Source organism: Pseudomonas batumici (genome assembly GCF_000820515.1).
Classification (GTDB): Bacteria; Pseudomonadota; Gammaproteobacteria; order Pseudomonadales; family Pseudomonadaceae; genus Aquipseudomonas; species Aquipseudomonas batumici.
Map to the genome: position 1 here is coordinate 1 of NZ_JXDG01000029.1, position 24795 is coordinate 24795.

Genomic DNA, 24795 nt, shown 5'->3' on the forward strand with positions numbered 1-24795 from the left:
GAAACACCGTACCGTGGGAGCCGGCTTGCTGGCGATGAGGCCGGTGAGTCCTGCATCGATCTTGCGGGTGCCATCGCCGGCAAGCCAGCTCCTACAGGGACGGCGTGGGTCTTAGCATCTTTATCCACTCGGCGGCCAGGCGATGGCAGTCTCCTGGCCAACGCGCGGTCAGCAGGTTGCCGTCGCGGACCACGAAGCCACGGCCCGGCTTGGTCGCGGAATCGCGTAGCAGCGCCGGCGGGCCCTGGGAGAAGTCTTTCGGACTGGCCAGCGCGGCCTTGATCTCGGACTCGACGGTTTGCGGATAGGTCCGGTAATAGCGCCCGAGCCATGGCGCGGTGATCAGCCAGGCCGCCAGCTCCATGGTCGTGGACAGCAACGCGGTGACCTTGCGCCCGTGGAGCACCGAGCGCCCGCTGTCGGGGTCGAGGGTGCGGGCCAATAGCAGCGGGCCGTGGCACACCGAAGCGACCGGTTTGCCGGCCTTGAAGAAGTGCAGGACGATGCGTTTGGCCTCGTCCGATTCCAGCAGGCTGCGCATGCCCTCGGCATGTCCGCCCGGTACCAGCAAACCTTCGAACTGCTCGGGGTCGACATCGGCGTAGGCCAGCGGCTGGCGGAAATGCGCGTCGGCGAGCATCGCGTTGTAGCTTTGCAGGTCGCTGTCGCGGGTCATCAGCATGGGATTCAGCAGGCCGAAACCGTGCTCCACCAGACGTGGATCGGCATAGGCCGGGGCGCCCAGCGGGGTGGCGAAGCGCACCTCGATCCCGGCCCGGCACATGGCCTGCCAGGGGACGCTGCTTTCGGTCGGGTCGTAGTCGGAGTGGGGGAGCAGGATCAGGATCATGCAGGCGGCTCGATGGCTACGGAGTAGTTATCGAGGATAGCAGCAGGATCGGGGGCTGGCTGGGCAGGATAGCGCCATGATTCCTGTAGGAGATGGCACCACAGCATTGTGCGTCGATACGCCGACCTGTAGGAGCCGGCTTGCTGGCGATGACGTCCGTACAGACACCGCAAGGCTCAAGGGCCTCATCGCCGGCAAGCCAGCTCCCACAGGATTTAGGTTCGGCGCGGTTGAGCGGTGATACGCCGATTTGTGGGAGCTGCGCCGTCGTGGACTAGCGCTCGATCGCCAGCGCCACGCCTTGCCCACCACCGATGCACAAGGTCGCCAGGCCTTTCTTGGCATCGCGCTTGATCATCTCATGCAGCAGCGTCACCAGCACCCGGCAACCCGAAGCACCGATCGGGTGACCCAGGGCAATCGCGCCGCCATTGACGTTGACCTTGGCCGCGTCCCAACCCAGCTCCTTGCCCACCGACAACGACTGGGCGGCAAAGGCTTCGTTGGCTTCGATCAGGTCCAACTGGTCGAGGGACCAGCCGGCCTTGTCCAGGCACCGACGGGTGGCGCTGACCGGGCCGATGCCCATGATCGCCGGGTCGACGCCCGCGTTGGCATAGGCGGCGATCTTCGCCAGCACCGGCAGGCCGAGTGCCTCGGCCTTGGCGGCGCTCATCAGGATCACGGCGGCGGCGCCGTCGTTCAGCGACGAGGCGTTGCCGGCGGTGACCGTGCCGTCTTTCTTGAACGCTGGTTTGAGCTTGCTCAGCGACTCGGCGGTGGTGCCGGCGCGCGGTTGCTCGTCGGTAGCGAAGGCCACCGGGTCGCCCTTGCGCTGGGGAATCAGGATCGGGGTGATCTCGTCGACGAAACGCCCGGCTTCAATGGCGGCCACGGCTTTCTGTTGCGACGCGGCGGCAAAGGCATCCTGGGCTTCACGGCTGATGTCGTACTTGGCCACCAGGTTCTCGGCGGTGATACCCATGTGGTAGTCGTTGAACGCATCCCACAGGCCGTCGCTGATCATGGTGTCGATAATCTGGCCGTGGCCCATGCGCAGGCCGGTGCGGGCACCGGGCATCACGTAGTTGGCCAGGCTCATGTTTTCCTGGCCACCGGCAATGATCACCTCGGCATCGCCGCAGCGAATCGCCTGGGTCGCCAGGTGCAGGGCCTTGAGGCCCGAGCCGCAGACCTTGTTCAGGGTCATGGCCGGCACCGCGTGGGGCAGGCCGGCCTTGATCGCGGCCTGGCGCGCGGGGTTCTGCCCGGCGCCGGCGGTGAGCACCTGGCCCATGATCACTTCATCGACCTGCGCACCGTCCAGGCCGGTCTGGGCCAGCAACTGGCGAATTACCGCCGCACCGAGGTCCACGGCCGAGATGTTCGCCAGCGAACCCTGGAAACTGCCCACCGCCGTACGGGTGGCAGCGACAATCACTACATCTTGCATCGCTTCATTCCTCATCAGGAAAACTGCATTTCAGGCACGTGGTCGGGAACGATCAGTTTACCCGCGGTCTTGCTGACAATCTCTTCGACGCTGACGCCCGGCGCCCGCTCCTTGAGAATGAACGCACCGTTTTCGATTTCCAGGTAGGCGAGGTCGGTCAGCACGCGCTTGATGCAGTTCGCGCCGGTCAGCGGCAGGCTGCAACGCGGCAGCAGTTTCGACTCGCCGTCCTTGGACGCATGGGTCATGGTGACGATGATGTTGTCCGCGCCGGCCACCAGGTCCATCGCACCACCCATGCCCTTGACCAGCTTGCCGGGGATCATCCAGGAAGCGATGTTGCCGTGCACGTCGACTTCAAAGGCGCCCAGCACCGTCAGGTCGATATGGCCGCCGCGAATCATCGCGAAGGATTCGGCGGAGGAAAAGATCGAGGCGCCGGTACGGGCGGTGACGGTCTGCTTGCCGGCGTTGATCATGTCGGCATCGACTTCGTCTTCGGTCGGGAAGGCGCCCATGCCGAGCAGGCCGTTTTCCGATTGCAGCATGACTTCCATGCCGGCGGGGATGTAGTTGGCGACCAGGGTCGGAATGCCGATGCCCAGGTTCACGTAGTAGCCGTCCTGCAACTCGCGGGCGACGCGCTGGGCCATTTGTTCGCGGGAAAGTGCCATGTTCTTGTTCTCCGTTAGTCGAGTAGGGGGCTGGCGATCACTTGCGCACGGTGCGCTGTTCGATGCGCTTCTCGAACGTGCCGCAGATGATCCGGTCGACGTAGATGCCAGGGGTATGGATCTGCGTCGGGTCCAGCTCGCCGGGTTCGACGATTTCCTCGACTTCGACCACGGTGATCTTGCCGGCGGTCGCGGCCAGCGGGTTGAAGTTCTGGGCGGTGTGGCGATAGATGACATTGCCGTAGTGGTCGGCTTTCCAGCCTTTGACGATGGCGAAATCGCCGGTGATGGACTCTTCCATCAGGTACGGACGACCGTGGAATTCACGGGTTTCCTTGCCGTCGGCGACCGGGGTGCCGACTCCGGTAGCGGTGAAGAAGGCCGGGATACCGGCACCGCCGGCGCGCATTTTTTCCGCCAGGGTGCCTTGCGGGGTCAACACCACCTCGATTTCACCGCTGAGCAGTTGTTTCTCGAAGAGGGCGTTTTCGCCGACATAGGAGGCGACTACCTTGCGGATCTGCCGGTCTTCCAGCAGCACGCCGAGGCCGAAACCGTCGACGCCGCAGTTGTTGGAGACCACGGTCAGGTCGCGGGTGCCCTTGCGCTTGATCTCGGCGATCAGGTTCTCGGGGATACCGCACAGGCCGAAGCCGCCGCTGATGACCGTCATGCCGTCCTCGAGCCCGGCCAGGGCCTCTTCGTAGGAAGACACGCGTTTATCGAAACCTGCCATATGCACCATCCTCTTGTTGTTTGTCGGACTCGCCGTTGGAGGTGAGTGTTGCTCCGGGAGATATATTTGTTAAGTTGATTTTTAATGGCGATTGATTGATAAAGTTCAAGAATACCCGTTTATCCAGTAGAGACCTCGTCCATGACTGTTAAACAGCTTAGGGCCTTTCTCGCCGTTGCCCAGAGCCTGAGCTTTGCCGTGGCGGGCGAGCGCCTGTATTTGTCGCAGTCGGCCTTGAGCCTGACGATCAAGGCCCTCGAAGAAGGCTTGGGCGGGCGGCTGTTCAGCCGCAACACCCGTAACGTTGCGCTGACCCCGGAAGGCGAGGTGCTGGTGCCCCTGGCCCGGCGCCTGATCGCCGATTGGGACAATGTCGAGGACGAACTGCGCCAGCGTTTCACCTTGCAGCGTGGCCGCGTGACCCTGGCGGCCATGCCGTCGTTCGCCGGCAACCTGCTGCCGCCGATCCTCAAGACCTTCCGTGCACGCTATCCCCAGGTCAATGTCACGGTCAACGACGTGATCAACGAGCAGGTCCTGGAGATGGTGCGTGAGGGCCAGGTGGAGCTGGGCGTGGCGTTTGAGCCGCAGCAGGGTTCATCGCTGGCCTTCACTCCGTTGTATATCGACCGCTTCGTTGCCGTGGTGCCGACGGATTCGCCCTGGGGCGATCAGGCGGAGATCGACTGGCACACCTTGCTCACGCAGCCTTTCATCACCTTGCAGCGTCCGTCCACGGTACGGGTGATGCTGGAAGAGCATTTGCGGGCCCGGGACATGAGCCTGCCGGTGGAGTTCGAGAGCCATCAATTGGCAACGGTGGGGCGGATGGTCGCCAGCGGGCTGGGGGTGAGTGCGGTGCCGGCGCTGTGTATCGGGCAGATGCGCGAGTTGGGCGCGCGTTGCATCACCTTGCGTGATCCGGTGGTCGAGCGGGCCATCGGCGTGCTGACCAAACCCGGCCATGAGCTGTCGGCGGCGGCCCAGGCGTTGTTCGATGTCTTGCTGGAAGAAAGATCGAGTTACCTGAATTTTGAAAAATAACTGCGTTGCTGGTGGACCTTTTGCTGCGATGCGCAATCATTAGCCCATGGATATCCGAAGGAGGTGTGTATGTTCATCCGGTCTTTGACCCTCGCCGTACTGTCCGTCGTTGCTGCCAGTCCTCTCTGGGCGGCCGATGAGGCGTCCCCGCTGGCCCTGGATCTGGGAAAGTACCGTCCACTGATCGTGATTGCGCCGAGTACGGCGGATCCCACGTTGGTCAGCCTGAAGAAGGCCATCGAAGACCCGGCCAACAAGAAGGACGTCGACGAGCGTCAACTGGTGCTCTACGAAGTGGCCCAGACCGTCGGCAAGCGTGCGGGCAAATGGATGGAACAGCCGAGCACCATGGCGCTGATTCGCGGGCTCAAGCTGGGGGTCACGCCGGAGGGCAAGTCCACGGTGATCCTGGTGGGCAAGGATGGCGAGCAGAAGATCCTGGAACACGATGGGCCGATGGCGCTCAAGGACGTGTTCAGTGCAGTCGATGCCTTGCCGGCCTCGGAGAAAGCCGCCGTTCCACCGCCACCCCCAGCGGTGCCGGAAGCCAAACCGGAGAAGGGCGCGAAAGGCGCCAAGGCCAGCAAGCCGCCCAAGGATCTGGATGACTGAGGCTGGGCGGTATTCATCGGGATCAATCCATGGAGGTCATTGCAATGTCGGGTGTTCACAAGGCTGCACAAGTCGGTTTCAGCGCTGAAGCCAAAACCTATGCTCACGGGCGTCCTGACTATCCCGCCGAACTGCTGCCGTGGCTTCGCGACACGTTGGGCATCGTGCCGGGCGGGCAGGTTATCGACCTCGGTGCAGGCACCGGCAAGTTCACGCGATTGCTGGCGGAGACCGGAGCCACGGTGACGGCCATCGAACCGGTCGATGCGATGCGCGCCGAGCTGGTCGCACGGTTGCCGATGGTCCGGGCACTGTCGGGTACGGCCGACGACATACCGCTGGAATCCCAGGTGTGCGACGCGCTGCTGTGTGCCCAGGCCTTTCACTGGTTCGCTCACGAGGCGGCACTGGCCGAGATGCACCGGGTGCTCAAGCCCGGCGGGCGACTCGGGCTGGTGTGGAATGTGCGGGATGAGTCGGTCGACTGGGTAGCGGCCATTACCCGGATCATTACCCCCTACGAGGGCGATACGCCGCGCTTTCATACGGGCGCCTGGCGCCAGCCGTTCAACGGCCGCTACTTCTCGGCACCGGAGCTGAGTCGTTTTGAGTACACACATGTGGGTACGCCCCAGGAAGTCATCATCGACCGCTTTCTGTCGGTCAGCTTCATTGCGGCATTGCCGGCGACCGAGAAGGCAGTGGTCACCGAGCAACTTCAGGCGCTGATTCAAACCCATCCGGCATTGCGCGACCGGCCGACCATCGACTTCCCTTACCGGACCGAGGCCTATCGCTGCATTCGCCTGGACTGATGCCCATTGGCCAGCTTAACTCCCACTACCGAGCAGGTCAGGATGCGACCCTGAAGAGGGGCACGGCCAAGGAGCGGATATGAAAGGCAGCTGTGCTTGCGGGGCCGTCGAGTATGAAATCGACGGTATCGACATGCCGATCGGGCATTGTCATTGCCATACCTGTCGCAAAACCCATGCGGCGGCGTTTGCCTCCACCGCGGGGGTCAAGCGCGAGCATTTTCGCTGGCTCAAGGGCCAGCAAACACTGACGACCTACGAGTCCTCGCCGGGCAAGCTGCGCCATTTCTGTTCGCGGTGCGGCTCGCATCTGATGGCCGAGAGGCCGAACCTGCCCCTGGTGATTGTGCGTGTCGCGACCCTGGATGACGATCCGGGCGTGGCGGCCGAGCATCACATCTGGGTCTCCCATGACGTGCCGTGGCTGCAATATGAAGGAATGGCCGAGCATCCGGAATGGCAGCCGGGGCGCTGACTGAATGGCTTTGCACCAATAGGCAAGTGGTTTCCCATACAGCTCGCATACCACGATGAGTTATAACGTTAGATTATAATTATATAAAGAGTCATAACGTTAGGCGCTATGCTGCCCGCCATATTGTTTGTGGTTGTGCTGAATTCGCAGGGTTTGCTAATGGATGTCGCTAATTTCGGTTTTGTCGTCGCGGGCCTGGTGGTCGGCTTTATCGTCGGAATGACCGGCGTGGGTGGCGGTTCGTTGATGACACCGATCCTGCTGTGGTTCGGTATCAACCCGGCGACGGCCGTGGGCACGGACCTGCTCTACGCGGCGATCACCAAGTCCGGTGGCGTGCTCGTGCACCGGAAGAACAGCAATATCGACTGGAAAATTACCGGCTGGCTGACCCTGGGCAGCGTGCCGGCGGTGATGTTGACCTTGTGGTTCCTGCACAGCCTGCACACCGCGCCCGAAGCCTTGAACAGCATCATCAAGCAGTCGTTGGGTTTCGTGCTGTTGCTGACGGCACTGGCGGTGCTGTTCAAGAACAAGTTGCTGGCGTTTGCCCATCGGCGTGGTGTCGATCACTCGCAGATCAGTGACTCGAAGTTGAACGGGCTGACGCTGGTGACCGGCCTGATCCTCGGCACCATGGTGGCCTTGACCTCCATCGGTGCCGGCGCCCTGGGCACGGTGGCCTTGTTTATCCTGTATCCGTTCCTGCCGACCCGGCGCCTGGTGGGCACGGAAATCGCCCACGCGGTGCCGCTGACCCTGGTCGCGGGCCTGGGGCATGCGAGCATGGGCAACATGAACTGGGAGCTGCTGGGCTTCCTGTTGATGGGCTCGCTGCCGGGGATCTACATCGGCAGCCATCTGGCCGGGCGGGTGTCCGACAGAGTCCTGCGGCCTTGCCTGGCGCTCATGCTGTTTTCCATCGGCTACAAGCTGGTGTTCTGACCGTTACCGGTTGAACCCCGCCAGCAAGGCATCCAGCACACCGCGCACGGCTGGAACCATGCCACGCCGGGAGGGGAAGATGGCGTGCAGACTGCCCTCGGGCGATGGCCAGTCGGGCAGGACTTGCAGGAGGCGGCCCTGGGCCAGATCGTTCTGAACCAGATTGCTCGGTAACTGCGCGACACCTATTCCCCTCAAGGCCGCTTCACGCAACGTCTCCAGATCATCGGTGGCCAACCTTGGCTGGTGGCTGAACACCACCGGCTGCGGCGCCTGGAAGTGCCATTGGTATTTGTCGTTGGTGTTGGCCATGGCCAAGGTCGGCATCTGCGCCAAGTCGTCCAGATCAGTGAGTGTTGCATGCTGTGCCAGCAAGGCCGGGCTCGCGACCAGAATGCGAGGAGCGCTCTGCAGGGGCAGCAGGGTCAGCTGGGAGTCATCCAATGGCAGCAGGCGCACGCGCACGGCGATGTCCAATCCTTCCTCGATGACATCGACGCGTCGGTTGGTCGCGTCGAGCATGATCCGCACTGACGGGTTGTCTACCAGATACTGAGACAGAATGGCCCTGGCCCCCATCTGCAAGACGCCCAATGGACAGCTGATTCGCACCACGCCCTGGGGAGAGGCGCGGGTCTGCTCGATGGCTGTCTTCGCCGCCCGGGCTTCCTCCACCAGGGCCACGCAATGCTGGTAGAACAATCGACCGGCGTCGGTCATGGACACCCGTCGCGTGTTGCGATTGAGCAGGCGTACGCCCAGTTCCGCTTCGAGTGCCCCGACGCGACGGCTGAGCTTGGACGTTTGCAACCCCATCGCCTTCGCCGCAGCGGTAAATCCGCCGTGATCCACCACCTTGGCGAAGAGGTACATGTTGTTCAAATCGGTCAGAGGGTCCATGGCCTGTCTCGCGGTGATCTGATCGTTCTATTTTCTACAACGTAGCATTGTTTTTTAAGCCGTTCTTCTTTGTTCGTTTCAAATTTATGCTCTTTACGCGGCAATCGGCCGCTTTTTCAGGAGCTGAAATGTTAGAGCATCGATTAAAGGCCGATCTTGGCGGCGGCGACTATGGCTGGCTCAAGGCCCGTCATCACTTCATGGCCACGGCCGACGGCAATCCCGCCCACCGTCCGCTGGGGGCGCTGGTGGTCTGGAACGACGACGAGATCGCGCCCGGCACCGGGTTCCCGATGCACGGTCATGAAAACATGGAGATCGTTTCCTACGTGCTGGAAGGCGCGGTGAGCCATCGGGACAGTGTCGGCGGGCAAGGCCGCACCGAGGCCGGTGACGTGCAGGCGATGAGTGCCGGGACCGGCATTCGGCATGAAGAGCGCAACGCGGGCAGCGTGCCGTTGAGGCTGTTCCAGATCTGGTTGCGGCCGCGGGAAAACGGTGGGCGTCCCCACTGGGGCACGCGTCCTTTTCCCAAGTCTGATCGGGCCGGTCAATGGGTCGTGCTGGCCAGCGGGATGCCTGACGATGAAAACGCCTTGCCGATCCGCGCCAATGCCCGTGTGCTCGGCGCGACGCTCAAGGCCGGGCAGTCCTTGAGCCAGTGCTGTTCGGACACTCGCCAGGGCTATCTGGTGCCGGTGCTCGGCGCGGTGAGGGTCAATGGCGAAAGGGTCGAGGCGGGGGATGGGGTCGCCATGACTCGGGAGTCGATGCTCGTTGTCGAGGCCATCGACGATACCGAAGTGGTACTGGTCGAGGTGTTCTGAGCATGAAGACGATCATCATGACCGGTGGGACTTTCGGGTTGGGGGAAGCGACAGCGCAGCAACTGGGTGCTGCCCCTGACACCCAGCTCATCTTGGGTGGGCGAGCCACCCGCTTGCCGCTGGAGCTGGCGAGCCTGGGCAGTGTCAGGCAGTTCGCCAGGCAGGTGCTCGACACCTTGGGCAAGACGAAGATCAATGCCCTGGTGCTCAATGCCGGGCTCAGCTTTCCCACGGCGGCGCGTACGGTGGACGGTTACGAGACGACCTTTGCGGTCAATCACCTGGGGCATTATCTGCTGTTGCGTCTGTTGGCGCCTGCGTTGGCCCGCGATGCAATCGTGGTGCTGACCACCAGCAATACCCATGACCCCCAGTTCAGTCCGGTTGCGCCGTTTCCGTTTGTCGATGCACAACAACTGGCCCATTCGGACCTTGGGAAAGGCGCGCAGGGCAATGTGGCATTCGAGTCCGGGTTCCGCGCCTACGCCACCTCGAAGCTGTGCAATCTGCTGACGGCGCGTGCCTTTGCGGCTTCATCGGAGGTCAAGGCGCGGCGCTTGCGGGTCATCGCCTATAACCCGGGCTATATCCCCGGCACCGGCCTGGGTCGCAATTTGCCTGCCGGAGCGCTCACGGCACCGCCCATGGCATTGAGTCCCTATTTCGCGGATGTCATGCGGATACAAGCCGGGGAAGCCCTGGCCGATCTGGCGTTGGGGCGGATTGCCCCACCGAGAGGGCGGCTTTATGCGTCCCTGGTGAGAGGCGAGCTGACTTGGCCGGAGCCGTCCGAACTCGCTCGTCGTGATGATGTGGCGCAGCAATTGTGGAGTGACAGTGCGGTGTTGGCGGGGATGGAGGGCGATTAACCGCAGTGAGAGGCAGTTACCTTCGGGAAAGAGAAGGTCGAGGCCGGTAATGCTTCAAGGCGCGTTGCGCGTTCGTAGACGATCAGCTCAGGTGCTTCATTAGCGAGACGATGATAAACACGGCCAGCGCCATGCCGGCGCCTAGTCCGAAAGACAACCAAACCTTTCGAGGATCATAGGGGGGCGTATTTCTTGCTTCTTGGTGAAACGCGGCCACGTCGGCACGCAGTTGTATCAGGTCCTCAGACAGACTGCGGGGTTCTTCGGTACGTGGGGTTTGCATGATGTTTATCCTCATTCAAGGGCGTGGTTGGAGGCATGGTCGTCCGACCGCACAACCCCTCGACTAACGGTGATTTGGCACCGACGAATGCTCAAGTCTTTGACCGCTTTTGCCTACTTGTCCAGAAATGTGAGTAGTGCGACCAGGGCGGTGATCAGACTTGCTCCAACGACGAAGGGGTAAAGCACGGTTTCACGCTTTATTTTTTCTTTTTCGGTGTTCAGCTTGCTCATTTCTGCCATGAGCTTGCGAGTTTCGACCGAAAGGTTTTCCAACTCCAGGTGTTCGCGCTCTTCTCTCAACATGGGGTCATCCATCGTCGGGATGGGGGTATAGGTTTGTGGTGCTGACAGGCGGATTTTGTACCCGTGGCGTCCATTTTTTGAAGCGTGGTGATGTTTCAGCTCGTGACCATCGCCACCTTGCGGTTAGAACCGGTCTGGTTGTCGGCGTGCTGATAGGCCGTTGCTGCCGTGGATCGCAGAGTCGAGTAGAGCTGCTAAAGGGCAGGGGGAAGCCTTACGCAGATCAGGACGTGCAATCGGAATGCGGCCCAAATCTCTTCCGGTAGAAGCCGGGTGTCGCCCCGACGCGCTTGAGAAAGGCCCTGTGCAACGCATCCATACTGCCGAAACCTGCACGTTCAGCGACGCGTGCAAGCGGCCAGTCGGAAGTTTCGAGCAGTATCTTCGCGCGATCGACACGGGCCGCTTCAATGAAATATCCAGGGGTATGGCCCGTCTCCTTACGGAACACCCGCGACAGTGTCCTCTCGCTCATGCCTGCACGCTCGGCAAGCGCCGCACCGCAGAGATCCCCGGTTGGATCGTCGATGATGCTTGCAATCAGAGAACGCAGACGCGGCGTGGCACTCGCAGGGACCTTCAGCCCTGCACTGAACTGCGATTGCCCGCCCGGTCGACGCATATAGAGAACCAGTTCGCGCGCGACTGCAAGGGCAACGGTTGAGCCGCAATCGGCCTCCACCAACGACAAGCACAAGTCTATTCCGGCGGTGACGCCTGCCGAGGTGTAAAAAGGCGGCTGCGCAATGAAGATCGCGTCGGGCTCAACCTGAATGGCCGGCCTGAGCGCCTGTAGCAATGCGCATGCGTTCCAGTGTGTCGTCGCTCGACGCCCGTCGAGAAATCCTCCCGCCGCCAGCACGAAGGCACCGGTGCAGACGCTGGCGATTCGAGGCGTCCGTGGGACACGCGCTCGCAACCACGGCAGAACCCCATCCTCGGAGGCGGCGTGACGCAACGCCGCCTCGCTGCCACCTGCGATGACGATCGTGTCCAGTTCATCAGGGAGGTCGTCGAGTGCGACCGCTCCGGCGAGCCGCAAACCGGCATGGGTGGTAATCTCGCCACCCGTGTGCGAGGCCAGCGTGATCCTGTAAGGCATGACGCCGGCGGGGCTATGGAGATTCGCTACGGCGAACACTTCCATCGGTCCGACGATATCCAGAGACTGAACGCCATCGAAGCCGATCACGGCGATCTCACGTGTCCCACGTTGCAAGTAAGTCATGGCGGAAAATGCGACTAGATTGACCTTTCAGTCATCGCATGATGCGTTTAATTTTCCCGGCAGGCAATTCAGCTAAGAAGAGACCGTTCATGCGGCAGGCTTTCCGGATCACGATCGCAACACTGGCGTTGGCGTTATTTGCATTGGCGGCATGCTCCGTGCCATCGACGCCCGGCACGACGCCCGGCCCCGACAGTCAGGCAGCGAGCGCACTTCAGGTCCCGACGCCCAAAGCCGGGCGAACGCGTCCCCTGATCGTCGTGCTGGCTGACAACGCCGGGACTGAAACCACCGATTTCGTGATTCCATATGGAGTCCTCAAGGAGTCGCGGGTGGCGGACGTACTGGCGGTGTCGACCGAACCGGGCACGATAAAACTCATGCCGGCACTTCAGGTCCGTGCAGATACGACCACCGCCGAGTTCGATGCATCGACCCCGGACGGCGCAGACATCCTGATCGTGCCGGCCATGCATCGAACGGATAGACCCTCCTTGCTTGCGTGGGTTCGTGCCCAATCGGCCAAGGGGGCCCTGGTGGTTTCGATCTGCGACGGTGCGTGGATTCTTGCCAACGCCGGACTTCTGCGGGACAGGATGGCGACTTCGCACTGGTATTCCTTGAGTGAACTCAAAAAGCAGAACCCCAACACAACATGGGTCCGAAACCGCCGCTATGTCATTGACCGAAACGTGATGACGACGACAGGCGTGAGCGCTTCGATTCCCGCGTCGCTGGCGCTTGTTGACGCCATCGCCGGGCGGGCTGCGGCCGATGCGACGGCCAAGCGGTTGGGTGTGGCCACGTGGGGCCCCGAGCATGACAGTGCGCCCTTCGGATTGAGCGCCGGTCGCGTCGCTGTCGCGGTCGCAAACCTGCTCTCGTTCTGGGGACACGAGACCGTCGAGGTGCCGGTCGAAGATGGCTTCGACGAAATTGGCGTGGCACTGACCGCCGACGCCTGGTCCCGAACCTACCGATCCGAAGCGGCAGCAACCAGTATCGCCGCAATGGTCAGGTCCCGGCGCGGCTTGCTCCTGATTCCCGCCGTCGCGTCGCGCCCGGGTCAACAGGTTTTAACGTCTTACACCGGTGCATCGGCAACCGCACTGGATGTCGCACTGGAAAACATTGCCAGTCGGTACGGTGTTGCAACCGCCGACTTTGTGGCACTCCAGCTTGAGTATCCTGAACGATGATCCATCCCAGGTAGGTGCTGATCGCCGCAAAGACGACCGAGTGCTTGCTCAGGAGCGTCAGCCTGGAAACTGATCGCCGAACATCGGATGGCCGCCAACGGAGTTTTCGCGCGTCACCTCGTCCTGGATGACATCCCAGTGTTCGACCATCACGCCATCCTCTAGGCGCAGGATATCGACCACGACCCAGTTCGTCGGTTGGCCGAGGCCGGAGAAGCGGCCGTGCAGCATGACGAAATCGCCTTCCGCTACCGCGAGCTGGCATTCGTAACGCATGTCGGGTGACGCCGTGGCGACCAGCTCGAACAGGCCCTCGCGACCTGGGGGCACATGAGCACTGTGTTGGGTATAGACGGACGACCAGAAGCGTTCGGCCGCAACCAGGTCTTTGCGATTGAAGAGGGTTTCGAAGCCTTCGAGAACGATGGCCTTGTTCTCGGCGGGGGTACGTGCGGTCATGGTCTTGGTCCTGTTGGCGATGTGAGAGGCAGGCGACCGCTGGGGCCGCCCGGCGAGGTCAGCCGAAAGCCGGCCCGTTGGCGATCATGTCGTTGAACTGATTGACCCACGCATGCTCGTTCGGACCCGGGTTGGCGCGCATCGCCTCGGCGGGTGAGACGAGGATTTCGTCCACGCCGCTCTCGAACTGCTCCATGGTGCCCGCAATGAACTGGTCGAGAGGAATGGCACGCTCTTCCTCGCTGCTATCGAGCAGTTCGGTGCGCACCCAAGGCGGCGCGATTTCGACCAGTTGGATGCCATGGCCGCGTAGCAGGTAGCGTTGTGACAAGGTGTAGGAATGGAGCGCCGCCTTGGTCGCCGAATAGACCGCCGTCACCGCCATCGGCACGAAGCCGAGCACGGAGGAAACGTTGACGATCACTGCATCGGGCTTCGCCTTCAGATGCTCGATCAATGCCGAGGTCATGCGGATCGGGCCGAGCAGGTTGGTGGTGACGGTCGACAACGCGAGTGCATCGTCCACGGGTTTGTCCGCGTGATCGAGCATCATCACGCCGGCATTGTTGATCAGCACATTCAGGTCCGGGTAATCGGCGATAAGCGTCTTTGCGGCCGCCTGGATGCTGTCCGGGTCGGTGATGTCGAGCTCGATGGCGACCATGCCGGGATTGGCGTCGAGCGTCTGCTGCAGCCGCTCCTTGCGCCGGCCGGAGATGATCACCTGATTGCCGAGTTTGTGGAACGCTTCGGCCAGGCCTTGGCCAATACCGGAGCCGCCGCCGGTGATGAAGATCGTATTGCCAGTCATACGCATGACATTTCTCCTGGAAGAGGGAAAATAAAGACCGTCCAGCGCGCCGCCCGGGTGAACAGGTCGACCGATGCGTCGTGCAGGGTGCTGGCACTAAATTGGCAATTTCGGCGGGATCTGAGTAGTCACTCTTTTTCGCTATCTTCTATGCAAGGGATGCATAGGCAATGCGGCGAGCGTCATCGACCTACAGGTTCGAAGCGTTAGCGTCCTCACCCTGGAGGCTGGCTACAAGGTGCTCGATCAAGGCGCGGCCGGCACTGCGGGTACGCGAACCATGGGGGAAGTAGGCATGCACAGGGACGGGTTGGGTCTCCCAATCGGTGAGCAGCGCGACGAGTTCGCCGCTTTCAAGCTCACGCCGGCAGGCCCAGGCCGTTGTCGACGTGATCCCCAATCCAGCGGTTGCGGCGGCGACAGCGCCCTCATTTTCGTCGGTGGAGAAGTGAGCCTCGAGCGCAATGACCCGGGTCTCTCCATTGCGCGTGAACAGCCAGCCGCTAGGGACCGTCGAGGCAGGCCCCGCGATGATTCGATGGGATTGCAGGTCCTCCGGTATCCTCGGCTCTCCGGCGGTGCGCAAGTAGGCGGGGGAGGCGAGAATGAATCGGGAGATGGTCATGATCTGACGGCTCGTGGCAGTGGAATCCAACAGATGCCCCAGCCTTATCGCCACATCGATATTTTCGCGGACCAGATCCTGCCAGTGATCGGCGAGCATGACCTGGATATGCAGGTTGGGGTGCATCGCCGCGAACGGCGCGATACGCGGAATGATTTCCCTCACGCCGATGCTCGTCGGCATGCTGATCCGCACGACGCCGCGCAGCTCTCCACCGCCGCGAACGCTCTGCTCGGCTTCTTCCACGGCTGCAAGGATGGGCTCTATACGCGATAGAAAATCCGCCCCCGCTTCAGTCGGCACGACCGCGCGGGTCGATCGCGCCAAGAGCAGCGTGCCGAGATCGGCTTCGAGCTCGGCAACACTCCTGGAGACCTGGGATTGAGAAAGACCCACTTCGCGTGCCGCGGCCGAAAAGCTGCCCAGTCGCGCCACCCTGGTGAAAAGTCTGTAGGTGAAAAGGTCCTTCATAGGCTTGGCACCTCTTTGGAAACGAAACAGGTGCCCAGGGGCAACTGAGGGCACAGATGACCCCCAGTTGCCGGCGGTGCAGCGTATCAGGCCACTTCGGTGTACAAGGGATAATCAGTGTAGCCCACCTCCGTGCCACCAAAGAACGACTCGCGGTCGTACGGATTCAGCGGCCAGCCGTTGCGCAGGCGCTCCGGCAAGTCAGGGTTGGCGATGAAGTGGCGGCCAAAAGCGATCAGGTCGGCATCGCCGGCCTCCAGGATGGCCTTCGCCGAATCACCGGAGAAGCCGCCCGCGGCGATCAGGGTGCCCTTGTAGTGTTGGCGGATGAGTTGGGACGCCACCGGATTCTGGTCCCGGCGCTCGTCCTCGGCGACACCCAGGATGCGCGGCTCGATCAGATGCAGATAGGCGAGGTCCAGCTTGTTCAGCTCGCGTGCGACATAGGTGAACAGGCCAACGGGGTCGCTGTCGGACATATCGCCAAAATTGCCGCTTGGCCCCAGACGCACCGCCACCCGATTGCTGCCCCAGACGGAGATCACCGCCTGTACGGCTTCCAGCAGGAACCTGCTGCGGTTCTCGAACGAGCCACCGTAGTTATCCGTACGTTGGTTGCTGCCGTCCTGCAGGAATTGATCGAACAGGTAGCCGTTGGCCGAGTGCAGCTCCACGCCGTCGAAGCCGGCAGCGATACCACGTTCGGCGGCAGCGCGGAAACTTTCCACCAGTTGGCGGATTTCCGCGACGGTCAGTTCGCGTGGCGGGGAGACGGGGGTCCAGCCGGACTCGGTGAAGGACAGGCCGCCGGCCACGACGGAAGGAGCCACAGGCTGGCCACCGTCCGGCTGCAGCAGGCTATTGGACTGGCGCCCCGCATGGTAAAGCTGCAGGAAGATTTTTCCGCCCTTGGCATGGACGGCGTCGGTCACGAGCTTCCAGCCCTCGATCTGGCTATCGTCATACAGGCCGGGAGCACCGAGGTAACCGTTACCATTGGCGGCGGCGATGGTGGCTTCGCCGATCAGCAGCCCACCGGCAGTGGTACGCTGGGCGTAGTACTCGGCCATCAGCGGGCCAGGAATGGCGCCCGGTTCGGCGCGCATGCGGGTCAGCGGCGCCAGGACGACGCGGTGGGCAATTTGATAAGGGCCTACTTTGATGCTCGTATGCAATTTGGACATGAAATCGATTCCTGTCAGGAGTGAGATGATGGTCGTAATATAGGTGCGCGATGGTTGAGGAAAAATAGCTCGTGAGGCCGAACATTTCGGACCGTTTTTCCGCAATCCAGCGTTGTGGGCGGGGTACTACCGGGGCAGACAGGAAAGGTGATGGAAAGTCTGAATGGCATTTCGATGTTCGTGCAGGTTGCCGAAACACGCAGCTTTACCGAGGCCGGCCGGCAGTTGGGGGTGTCGTCCTCGACCGTGGGCAAGACCATCGCCCGGATGGAAGAGCGCTTGCGCGTACGGCTGTTTCATCGCAGCACACGGAGCATCACGCTGACGGCCGAGGGGACGGTGTTCCTTGAGCGCTGCCGCCGCATCCTCAGCGAGGTCTCCGCGGCCGAGTCCGAGCTGTCGGGCCTGGCGGGCAGCCCGCGTGGGCGGCTTCGCGTGGGCACGCCGCTGCTGGGCAACCTGATGATGCCAGCCTTTGACGGGTTCATGGAGCGCTATCCGGAAGTCGAGCTGGATATCGATTTTTGCGACCGTATGGTCGATGTGATCGAGGAGGGGTTCGACGCGGTGATTCGGACCGGCGAGCAAGCCGATTCCCGCTTGGCCGCGCGCCGCTTGGGCTCCTGCGCGCATGTGCTGGTGGCGTCGCCCGCGTATCTCAAGCGCCAGGGTATGCCTGCCTATCCGCGTGAACTGGAACGCCATTTCTGCCTGCAACACAAGTTTCCCTCAACGGGAAAGCTGGAGCGTTGGCCGCTGCGGCTCGAAGCCTCCGAGGCTGAATTGGTGCTGCCCGCCACGATGACGTCGAACACCATCGAGCCCCTTGCCTATGCCGCCATCCAGGGCAGGGGCATTGCCTTCCTGCCCGTCTTCCTGGTGCGCGAAGCCTTGGAAAGCGGCCAACTGGTCACCTTGCTGGACGACTACCTGGACCGCCAGGTCGTCTTCTGGATGCTGTGGCCAGCCAGCCGCTATGCCTCACCTAAGCTGCGGGTGTTCATTGACTACATGAGTGCGCACTTGCGGATCTGATGGTTCACGCCTCCAGCGTCAGGCGCACGCCTTCGCGGTTGGATGTCTCGATGGCCTCGATCAATTCGTGCATGCACAAGGCGTCTGCGAAGGTGGGAGCCTGGTGCGTGCCATCGCGCACATCCTGCGCGTAGGCGGCATACAGGTTGGCTATTTCCTGCTGGCTGTTGTCCAGGTTGTTCTCCGACAGCCAGTTGTAGCGTGGCGGCACCTTGAGCCGTTGCAGGGGTTGAGCATCTCCCTGGGCGGCCTCGAGGGTGTAGAACCCGCTGCCGAAGGCGGTGGTGTTACTGATCCTGATATCACCCTGGGTGCCGGTCAGATCCAATTGAATGCCGTAGTTGTTGCGTTTTCCTGCCTCGATATGGGCCGTCAGCACCGCGCCGTTGGAGAAGGTACCGTTGAGCACGATTTGGTCGGCCGTCGTATGTTTCAGGACCTCGCCCGTCTCGATCAGCGTCACTTCCGGGAACTGGTTGACCGTGAGAGCGCTGATGCTGTGCGGATGGCCCAGCATGCTGAACACGGCATCGAAATAGTGACCGCCATAGATGGAGAGCAGGCTGGAGAAATTCTCCGGCGGGATGGTGAAGTGCAGGGCGGCTATGCGTTCCCGTTGGAAGTATTCGACGCTGATATGCAGCCGCACCGAACGCAGTTCCCCGATATAGCCGTCCTTTAACAGGTCGCGCACGTAGCGATAGTCCGGGTGCAGTCGACGCTGCAATCCGACGATATGGCGAACGCCAGCTTGCTCAGCAAGCTCCATCAGTTCCTGCGATACGGCCTTGCTGGGTGTCAGCGGCCATTCGCAGTACACATCCTTGCCGGCGGCGATGGCTGCCCGCACGGTGATCTCGTGCTGGGGGGCCGTGTTAAGCACGACCACCAGGTCCACTTCCGGATGGTTCACCAAGGCTTCCATGGAGTCGAGCGCAAAACGAATGCCGTGGCGCTGCGCCAGTTCGGCGGCCTTACCCAGGTCGCGACTGTGGACGGCCGTCAGCTCATAGTCGGGAAGCAGCTTGAGGGCAGGCAGGTGGCCGTACTCGGCCCAGTTACCGACGCCAATGAGACCCACTCGAATTTTAGAGGGCATGGTCATGAAGCTCCTGAACTTAGTTTGAAGGGCAAAGTTGCGGTGCGGGTCGGCGGCCGGAGGCATAGGCCAGGCTCAAGGCCGCCGCCGCGCAGAGGGCACTGACGAAGCCAAGGTGGGTCAACGCGCTGTAGCGCAACGTCAGGGAGCCGAGACCCGCACCCAGTGAGAAGCCGAGATACATGAAGGAAGCATTGAGCGACAGCGCCACCGGCGCGCTCGCCACGCCCGCCAGACCGACCAGCGTAGTTTGCTGGGCCGGATAGAAAGCCCAGTGCGCCACGCCCCAGGCCGCGATGGCGAGGACAATCGGCACCACCGCGAGCTGCTGGCCGGCAAAGTGCGGCGCCAGTGACAGGACGATGAAGGCCGTGGTGGAGGTCGCCAACGCCGGCAGGATCACCGCGCGCGGACCTTTGCGGTCGACCGCCGGGCCGCTGATGGCCAGGCCGATGGCGGCGGCAACGCCCCAGCCGAACAGCACGAAACCTATCGCCGGCCCATTGATGGGGGTGGTGGCTTCCAGAAGCGGGGCGAGGTAGGTGTAGGTGGTGTAGCTGGCCATCGCCCACAACGTGGTGATCAGCAGCGTACGCAATACCGCTGGCTGGGCCGCGGTTGCAACCCGTTGGCGCAGACTCGCGGTGGCAAGGCCGGCGCCTATTTCCCGTGGCAGTCCCATGAGCAAGCCGGCGACGGCCAGCGCGGAAAGGATCGCGACGCTGGCGAACGTGGCGCGCCAGCCCATGGCTGCACCCAGCACGGTGCCCGCCGGAACACCGAGGGCGATGGCGAGCGACAGGCCGCCGTTGACGATGGCGATGGCACGGCCACGCTGCTCGGGTGACACCACCACACTGGCCAGCGCATTCGCACCGGGTACATATACCGCTGCCGCGAGTGCCAACACCACCCGCGCGGCCATCAACGACCAGTAGCCACTGGCCGCAAAGGCCAGCAGATTGGCCACTGCAAATAACGCCATGTCCCCGATCAGCAGCTTGCGCCGATTCAGGTGCCCGGTCAGCGCGGCCAGGATCGGAGAGCCCAGTGCATAGGCCAGCGCAAATACCGTGACCAGTTGGCCCGCCACGCCGACGCTGACGTCAAGATCCTCCGCCATGCCGGGCAGCAGGCCGGCGATCATGAAGCTTTCGGTACCGACGGCAAAGGTGCCCAAGGCCAGCCAATAAAGCGGCCGTTTGCCCTTGATAAACTGGTTTGAGTCCATGGTATTCCCACTGAGAGAAAGTTGATGGACCCCAGTGTAGGAACAGATGCCGTTGGGAAAAATACGCCAGGGGTCCGAACATTTCGGGCCTGGATGTCCGTAATCAGTCAGTTGAGACTCACGGCCTTTCGAGCAAGTGCTCAAGAAACAATCTTGCCGCGCCCGACAGCGCCTCGCGCGATCTCACGCACACGCTCAGTTCGCGCGATGCCCAGGTCTCGTCCAGCCTGACCACCTTCGCCCCGTCCATCTTGTAAATATCCGCAGTCCCCTCGGGCAGGATGCCAATGCCCAGTCCGGCCTGAACCATCAGGTAGAGGGCGTCGTAGCTGGAGACTTCCATGCGGATTTTCAGTGAGCGTCCCTGGTCGTTGGCGGCCTTGATCAGCTGGAAATTCAGGTGGGTGCCGCTGCGCAAGGCGATGTATTCGTGCTCAAGGGTTTCGCTGAACCTGACCGATTGACGTTTGGCCAGCGGATCGCCATCGGGCACCAGCAACACCAGGCGATCCGTGCGAAACGGGAACACCTCGATGTCGGCGCCATGGGGCAGACGGGTGAAGATGCCGATGTCGGTGCGGTTTTCGGCCACGGCCTTGGTAATGGCCAGGCTTTGCTTTTCTTCGAGACTGACGTGAATCAGTGGATACAGGTCCATGAACGACTTGATCAAGCCGGGCAGGAACTGGGTGATGGCCGAGATATTGGCCAAGACATGCACCGAGCCACGACGACCGTGGGAGTAGTCGCGCATCTGCACGACAATTTCATTGAGGTTGTTCAGCGCACTGCGCGCCATGAACAGCAACGACAGGCCGGCGTCGGTCGGGGCGATGCCTTTGTTGGTGCGGTTGAGCAGTTTCGAGTCGAGCAGTTCTTCCAGTTCACTGAGTCGCTTGCTGACCGCCGCCGCCGCGATGTGTTCGCGCTTGGCGGCGGCAGCGATGGTGCCTTCTTCGACGACGCTGACGAACAGTCGCAACGAGACCGGATCGAGTTTCATGGGAGGTACCGGTGGGCTGACCTGAATGGCCAGCATAGTACCTCCCCGGGCATCGGCTCAGAATGCCCCGGACAACAGATGGCCGGCGTTCGGCACCTTGGCCTCGAGGCCAAGGGTTTTCAGCATCTGGTAAACGGTGGCGACCGACGCGGACAGCACCGGCTTGTCGAGGCGATCCTGGACGATCTGGATCGCCGGCAGCGATGGCATCTGCACACAGCAGGACAACACCACGCCATCGGCTTGCCCGATGTTCAGCTTGTCGGCATGGGCCACCAGGTTCATCGGGTCCAGACGACCGACTTCGAGGTTGTCGGACACTTCCAGGCTGATGGAGTCGACCACTTCGATGCCGGCCGCCTCGATGTAGTCGATCACCTGCTGGGTCAGCGGTTTCATGTAGGGGGTGATGATCGAGATTTTCTTGTAGTCGAGCATGTTCAGGCTGTCGATCAGCGCACCGGCGGAGCTGAGAACCGGGGCGTTCGACTGGTTGGAGGCCACGGTTTTGCTGAGTCGCTCCTGCGAGACTTTGTGATAACCCGGGCCCTGGCACATGATCGCCACCAGACAGGCGTAGGCCATGACATCGACTCGCGCGTCGCTCAGCTCCAGCGCGCAGCGATCACTGTCGATGTCCATCTTTTTCAGCTCCTCGGGGCTGACGTGCATCATGCGCATGCGTGAGGAGTGAAAGGTAAAACGCTCTTCCGGAAACAGCTCGTAGCGCGAGGTCAGCATGGCCGGGATTTCGGTTTCCATCGTCGTGTTGGAGCTGGGAACGATTTGGCCGATGCGAAAATTTTTCATGGGATTTTCCTTTGAACAGTGCAGGTCAGTTGCCGCTGGTGAGTTGAACGCCTTTGGTTTCCTGCAGCGTGAACACCATGACGGCGGCGATGACGTAGGAAACGGAGGCAAGGGAAATGGTGGCGGTGAAGCCGATGAGTGGGATCAGCACCGGTACCAGCTTGATGCCGGCAATCGCGCCGACCCGCCCGAAGTTGAAGCAGAAACCCGACGCGGTAGAACGGATGCTGGTGGGGAACAGTTCCGAGTACCAGGCGCCGAAGCCGCTGAAATAGCCGGTGAAGAAGCCCAGCAGCGCCGCCAGCGAACCGAGGGTGATGACGTTCTGGGGGGTGAACAACAGCTTGCCGTCGGTCAAGGGCATCAAGGTCGCCGAGTAGGCAAACACCGGCACCATGATCGCCATGCCACTGAAGAACACCGCGAACGACAAGCGCCGACCGATGCTTTCGGCCAGGTAGCCGTAGGTCAGATAACCCAGGGTGGCGCCGATACCGATCCAGATGACAAACACCGGTGCCTGGTCGATATGCACATTCAGAATGTTCTGCAGGTACGCCGGCATGAAGGTGGTGATGATCCAGTAGCCGTACATCCCCAGTACCGAAATGCCCAGGCCCAGCAGGGTCACTTTCAGGTACTGCGGGCGGAAGATTTCCATCAGCCGGCCTTTGTCGGTGTGATGGCGCATGAATTCGCGGTTGGCGAGCCAAACCGGCGATTCCTTGACGAACAGCCAGATGAACACCAGGGTGAGATAGGCCGGGATCGAGGCGTAGATGAACAGCGTCCGCCAGGACTCGGGGTTGCCGCCGTCGAGGAAGCTCCAGGCGAAAATCGCCGCCAGAAGACCGCCTCCCGACCAGCCGGTCTGCATCACCGCAAAGGCCTTGGCGCGACCGGCTGCCGGCCAGATCTCCGACACCAGCGCTGCGGCGGCAGACCACAGGCCACCGACGGCGATGCCGACGCAGAAGCGGAACACATTGAGCTGCCAAAGGCTGTCGGCAAAGGCACAGAGCAAGGTGCCGGAGCCGTAGACGAACACCGACAGCATCATGGTTTTCTTGCGGCCGATCTTGTCGGAGATATTGCCGAGGAAGAAACCGCCGATACCGGTGGCCAGCAGAAACCAGGCAACGGTGGAGACAACGTCGCCCAGGCCCACGGAAAAGGTCTTGGCGACGGCGAGCAGGACAAAGCCGAAGATGGTGGCATCCAGGGCATCGAACAACCAGGCGGCCCAGGAACCGCCCAATGTGACGTAGCGCTGGTTGGCGCTGAGTTGACCGACGCCATCGACTAAAGACGCACTGGCCGTGGAACTGGCCTCTAGGGTTTTCATGATTGAACCTCGTGGGTCTGAACTTATTATTTTTGGAAACTCGTGCGCCGACGAAGGTGATCGGCAGACGAACGCTCATCTGCGACCGATGTTAGGAGGGGAGGGAGGCGTCGTATATCAGGCATTCACGAGCTTGCCATCGCCAATGGCGATGGTGAGGGAGGGGGCTGGCTGAGGTGGCTCGTTGACACGGCGACCATCATGACATTGCGGCGATGCATTCGTTCAGCGCATTGCACTCACGCTTCAAAAAACTGCGACTACACTCGGTCTTGCTGGCCCAGAAGGATCGACGGCTGCCATAGGTTTTCGTTGGTCCCTGATGACTTGTATGGTTAATTCGTGCCCTCAACTTCGGCGTCCGGATTAACCACACAGGCCACTGGAAACTTTCTTCGAGACAAGGAGCAGTCATGACTTCGCTAGACTCACTTCAGCAAAGGCAAATCAGTCTTACACACGCTTTCGTGGTCAACAATGCGGCGTTGTATTCGCAGTCCTGGAAAAACATGAAGAATCCTACGCCGAGTCAGGTTAAAGACAATATTCATTCGCGTCTCAATGCCTCCAAGGTAGGCGGCGGTTATGGCGTGGCCTGGGGCCCCGCTCTGGTGATGGATGGCGAACACGTAGCGCACATCACAGCGGTGCTGATCGGCGGAAAAAATGAGAACGACATCGTCGTGGTGACGAGTGGGACACTTAAGGATTCTTTAAAGGATCAGGTGGACGATCTGGATATTTTTCCAATGGTGCCATTGCAGAGCGTTATCACGGGCTGCCAGGTGTGGGCGAACATCGCGCAGGGAACTTCAGATGGGGCGAACGCGATATTGACTACGGCATCCACTATCGGTTCTGAGGGCACGCTGTGCGATTTTCTAGGGAAGCAGCAAAGTGGGGCGACGATCCGATTGGTTGGACATAGCCTTGGCGGTGCGCTCATGTCGGTGGTCGCGCTTTATCTGAAAGACAAATTTCCGGGCTTTAAATTTTATTGCGAAACGATTGCTGCGCCCACGGCTGGCGATGGTTTTTTTGCGAGCTACTTCAATCAGCAAATGGCCGGTAATGCGCTACGCATCTACAACACTTTGGATGTTGTTCCGATGGCGTGGTGCGCAACTTCTCTCGATTACTCCCTGACGCTATATGATGCCGACCCCATTGATGAAACCATGAGGAACAGGGTTTGTAAAAAAATGGATACGATTATGACCAATAATCTGAACTATACGCAATGGGGAATGGGCAGCGCGAACATGGAGCTGCGGCTCTGTGGGCAACTTCAATCCAAGTGCACAGGTTATGAGTCTCAATCCGGATATCAGCACATCTACGAGTACATGACACTGCTGGGCTTGCAGCTCGGCGATATACCGATGCCGCCACCGTTTGGCAGCTAGTGCGATAGTCTCGTCGTTCAGATGTTCGAGTTGCGGTTGCCGAGATTTCTTCCGGAAAGTCTACACAACTGCAACTCGCTCATCCGGACGCCTTTTTTGCT

The 24795-nt window shown here is 61.5% G+C and carries 27 protein-coding genes; 10 read left to right on the forward strand and 17 right to left on the reverse strand.

From position 1 onward, the window contains the following. Nucleotides 1-91: 91 nt before the first annotated feature. From UCMB321_RS10935 to UCMB321_RS10950, 4 genes are all read right to left on the reverse strand, one after another. Nucleotides 92-850, reverse strand: coding sequence for a DJ-1/PfpI family protein (locus UCMB321_RS10935; RefSeq protein ID WP_040066414.1), 759 nt, complete (start codon nt 848-850; stop codon nt 92-94). A gap of 274 nt (nt 851-1124) precedes the next feature. Next, nucleotides 1125-2303: an acetyl-CoA C-acetyltransferase gene (locus tag UCMB321_RS10940; RefSeq protein WP_040066417.1), complete on the reverse strand. Its 1179-nt coding sequence runs from the start codon at nt 2301-2303 to the stop codon at nt 1125-1127. A 14-nt stretch (nt 2304-2317) separates the two neighbouring features. Then, nucleotides 2318-2977 carry a CoA transferase subunit B gene (locus UCMB321_RS10945; RefSeq protein WP_040066419.1) on the reverse strand — a complete coding sequence of 220 codons (660 nt, stop codon included), beginning with the start codon at nt 2975-2977 and terminating at the stop codon, nt 2318-2320. A 37-nt stretch (nt 2978-3014) separates the two neighbouring features. After that, a complete protein-coding gene (locus UCMB321_RS10950; protein WP_040066422.1) occupies nt 3015-3713 on the reverse strand; it encodes a CoA transferase subunit A in 699 nt (232 codons plus the stop codon). Between the two features lie 141 nt (nt 3714-3854). On the opposite strand from UCMB321_RS10950, the gene UCMB321_RS10955 reads away from it, so the two are divergent. The 5 genes from UCMB321_RS10955 to UCMB321_RS10975 all read left to right on the forward strand — a co-directional run bounded on the left by UCMB321_RS10955 (nt 3855) and on the right by UCMB321_RS10975 (nt 7604). Beyond that, nucleotides 3855-4757: a LysR family transcriptional regulator gene (locus UCMB321_RS10955; RefSeq protein ID WP_040066425.1), complete on the forward strand. Its 903-nt coding sequence runs from the start codon at nt 3855-3857 to the stop codon at nt 4755-4757. 69 nt (nt 4758-4826) lie between these two features. Continuing rightward, nucleotides 4827-5369: a DUF4174 domain-containing protein gene (locus UCMB321_RS10960; protein WP_040066427.1), complete on the forward strand. Its 543-nt coding sequence runs from the start codon at nt 4827-4829 to the stop codon at nt 5367-5369. A gap of 44 nt (nt 5370-5413) precedes the next feature. Further along, the gene (locus UCMB321_RS10965; protein ID WP_040066430.1) at nt 5414-6184 is read left to right on the forward strand and encodes a class I SAM-dependent methyltransferase; all 771 of its coding nucleotides are present in this window, start codon (nt 5414-5416) and stop codon (nt 6182-6184) included. Between the two features lie 79 nt (nt 6185-6263). Beyond that, nucleotides 6264-6659 (forward strand): GFA family protein, encoded by a 396-nt coding sequence (locus tag UCMB321_RS10970; RefSeq protein WP_040066433.1) that lies wholly within the window; start codon nt 6264-6266, stop codon nt 6657-6659. Between the two features lie 159 nt (nt 6660-6818). Beyond that, nucleotides 6819-7604, forward strand: coding sequence for a sulfite exporter TauE/SafE family protein (locus UCMB321_RS10975; RefSeq protein ID WP_040066526.1), 786 nt, complete (start codon nt 6819-6821; stop codon nt 7602-7604). 3 nt (nt 7605-7607) lie between these two features. On the opposite strand, the gene UCMB321_RS10980 is transcribed toward UCMB321_RS10975, so the two are convergent. Beyond that, complete coding sequence (locus UCMB321_RS10980) at nt 7608-8504, reverse strand: LysR substrate-binding domain-containing protein (RefSeq protein WP_040066435.1); 897 nt, start codon at nt 8502-8504, stop codon at nt 7608-7610. A 128-nt stretch (nt 8505-8632) separates the two neighbouring features. On the opposite strand from UCMB321_RS10980, the gene UCMB321_RS10985 reads away from it, so the two are divergent. Then, complete coding sequence (locus UCMB321_RS10985) at nt 8633-9331, forward strand: pirin family protein (RefSeq protein WP_040066438.1); 699 nt, start codon at nt 8633-8635, stop codon at nt 9329-9331. Between the two features lie 2 nt (nt 9332-9333). Further along, the gene (locus UCMB321_RS10990) at nt 9334-10200 is read left to right on the forward strand and encodes an SDR family NAD(P)-dependent oxidoreductase (protein WP_157015915.1); all 867 of its coding nucleotides are present in this window, start codon (nt 9334-9336) and stop codon (nt 10198-10200) included. A gap of 82 nt (nt 10201-10282) precedes the next feature. On the opposite strand, the gene UCMB321_RS10995 is transcribed toward UCMB321_RS10990, so the two are convergent. From UCMB321_RS10995 to UCMB321_RS11005, 3 genes are all read right to left on the reverse strand, one after another. Next, a complete protein-coding gene (locus UCMB321_RS10995) occupies nt 10283-10483 on the reverse strand; it encodes a hypothetical protein (protein ID WP_040066439.1) in 201 nt (66 codons plus the stop codon). Between the two features lie 113 nt (nt 10484-10596). Continuing rightward, nucleotides 10597-10788 (reverse strand): hypothetical protein, encoded by a 192-nt coding sequence (locus UCMB321_RS11000; protein ID WP_040066442.1) that lies wholly within the window; start codon nt 10786-10788, stop codon nt 10597-10599. A 223-nt stretch (nt 10789-11011) separates the two neighbouring features. Continuing rightward, a complete protein-coding gene (locus UCMB321_RS11005) occupies nt 11012-12016 on the reverse strand; it encodes a GlxA family transcriptional regulator (protein ID WP_040066445.1) in 1005 nt (334 codons plus the stop codon). Nucleotides 12017-12054: 38 nt separating this feature from the next. Between UCMB321_RS11005 and UCMB321_RS11010 the strand changes: the two genes are divergently transcribed. After that, nucleotides 12055-13215 (forward strand): DJ-1/PfpI family protein, encoded by a 1161-nt coding sequence (locus tag UCMB321_RS11010; protein ID WP_245220778.1) that lies wholly within the window; start codon nt 12055-12057, stop codon nt 13213-13215. 57 nt (nt 13216-13272) lie between these two features. Here the strand turns inward: UCMB321_RS11010 and UCMB321_RS11015 are convergent, their stop codons facing one another. The 4 genes from UCMB321_RS11015 to UCMB321_RS11030 all read right to left on the reverse strand — a co-directional run bounded on the left by UCMB321_RS11015 (nt 13273) and on the right by UCMB321_RS11030 (nt 16765). Continuing rightward, nucleotides 13273-13674 carry a nuclear transport factor 2 family protein gene (locus UCMB321_RS11015; protein ID WP_040066447.1) on the reverse strand — a complete coding sequence of 134 codons (402 nt, stop codon included), beginning with the start codon at nt 13672-13674 and terminating at the stop codon, nt 13273-13275. Nucleotides 13675-13732: 58 nt separating this feature from the next. Beyond that, on the reverse strand, nt 13733-14491 hold the full coding sequence (locus UCMB321_RS11020) for an SDR family oxidoreductase (RefSeq protein ID WP_040066450.1): 759 nt from the start codon (nt 14489-14491) through the stop codon (nt 13733-13735). A gap of 184 nt (nt 14492-14675) precedes the next feature. Then, complete coding sequence (locus tag UCMB321_RS11025; RefSeq protein ID WP_040066453.1) at nt 14676-15581, reverse strand: LysR family transcriptional regulator; 906 nt, start codon at nt 15579-15581, stop codon at nt 14676-14678. A gap of 86 nt (nt 15582-15667) precedes the next feature. Then, nucleotides 15668-16765: an alkene reductase gene (locus tag UCMB321_RS11030; RefSeq protein ID WP_040066455.1), complete on the reverse strand. Its 1098-nt coding sequence runs from the start codon at nt 16763-16765 to the stop codon at nt 15668-15670. A gap of 150 nt (nt 16766-16915) precedes the next feature. On the opposite strand from UCMB321_RS11030, the gene UCMB321_RS11035 reads away from it, so the two are divergent. Next, on the forward strand, nt 16916-17800 hold the full coding sequence (locus UCMB321_RS11035; RefSeq protein ID WP_040066458.1) for a LysR family transcriptional regulator: 885 nt from the start codon (nt 16916-16918) through the stop codon (nt 17798-17800). A gap of 4 nt (nt 17801-17804) precedes the next feature. Here the strand turns inward: UCMB321_RS11035 and UCMB321_RS11040 are convergent, their stop codons facing one another. From UCMB321_RS11040 to UCMB321_RS11060, 5 genes are all read right to left on the reverse strand, one after another. Beyond that, nucleotides 17805-18899, reverse strand: coding sequence for a Gfo/Idh/MocA family protein (locus UCMB321_RS11040; protein WP_245220779.1), 1095 nt, complete (start codon nt 18897-18899; stop codon nt 17805-17807). 19 nt (nt 18900-18918) lie between these two features. Beyond that, nucleotides 18919-20130, reverse strand: a complete 1212-nt coding sequence (locus tag UCMB321_RS11045; RefSeq protein WP_040066463.1) for an MFS transporter — start codon at nt 20128-20130, stop codon at nt 18919-18921. 118 nt (nt 20131-20248) lie between these two features. Beyond that, nucleotides 20249-21169, reverse strand: a complete 921-nt coding sequence (locus tag UCMB321_RS11050) for a LysR family transcriptional regulator (RefSeq protein WP_084614924.1) — start codon at nt 21167-21169, stop codon at nt 20249-20251. Nucleotides 21170-21190: 21 nt separating this feature from the next. Further along, on the reverse strand, nt 21191-21943 hold the full coding sequence (locus UCMB321_RS11055; RefSeq protein ID WP_040066464.1) for a maleate cis-trans isomerase family protein: 753 nt from the start codon (nt 21941-21943) through the stop codon (nt 21191-21193). Nucleotides 21944-21968: 25 nt separating this feature from the next. Further along, nucleotides 21969-23288 carry an MFS transporter gene (locus UCMB321_RS11060; RefSeq protein ID WP_040066466.1) on the reverse strand — a complete coding sequence of 440 codons (1320 nt, stop codon included), beginning with the start codon at nt 23286-23288 and terminating at the stop codon, nt 21969-21971. 413 nt (nt 23289-23701) lie between these two features. Here UCMB321_RS11060 and UCMB321_RS11065 point away from each other — a divergent pair, with 413 nt between their 5' ends. Beyond that, nucleotides 23702-24694: a lipase family protein gene (locus tag UCMB321_RS11065; RefSeq protein WP_040066468.1), complete on the forward strand. Its 993-nt coding sequence runs from the start codon at nt 23702-23704 to the stop codon at nt 24692-24694. Nucleotides 24695-24795: the final 101 nt, after the last annotated feature.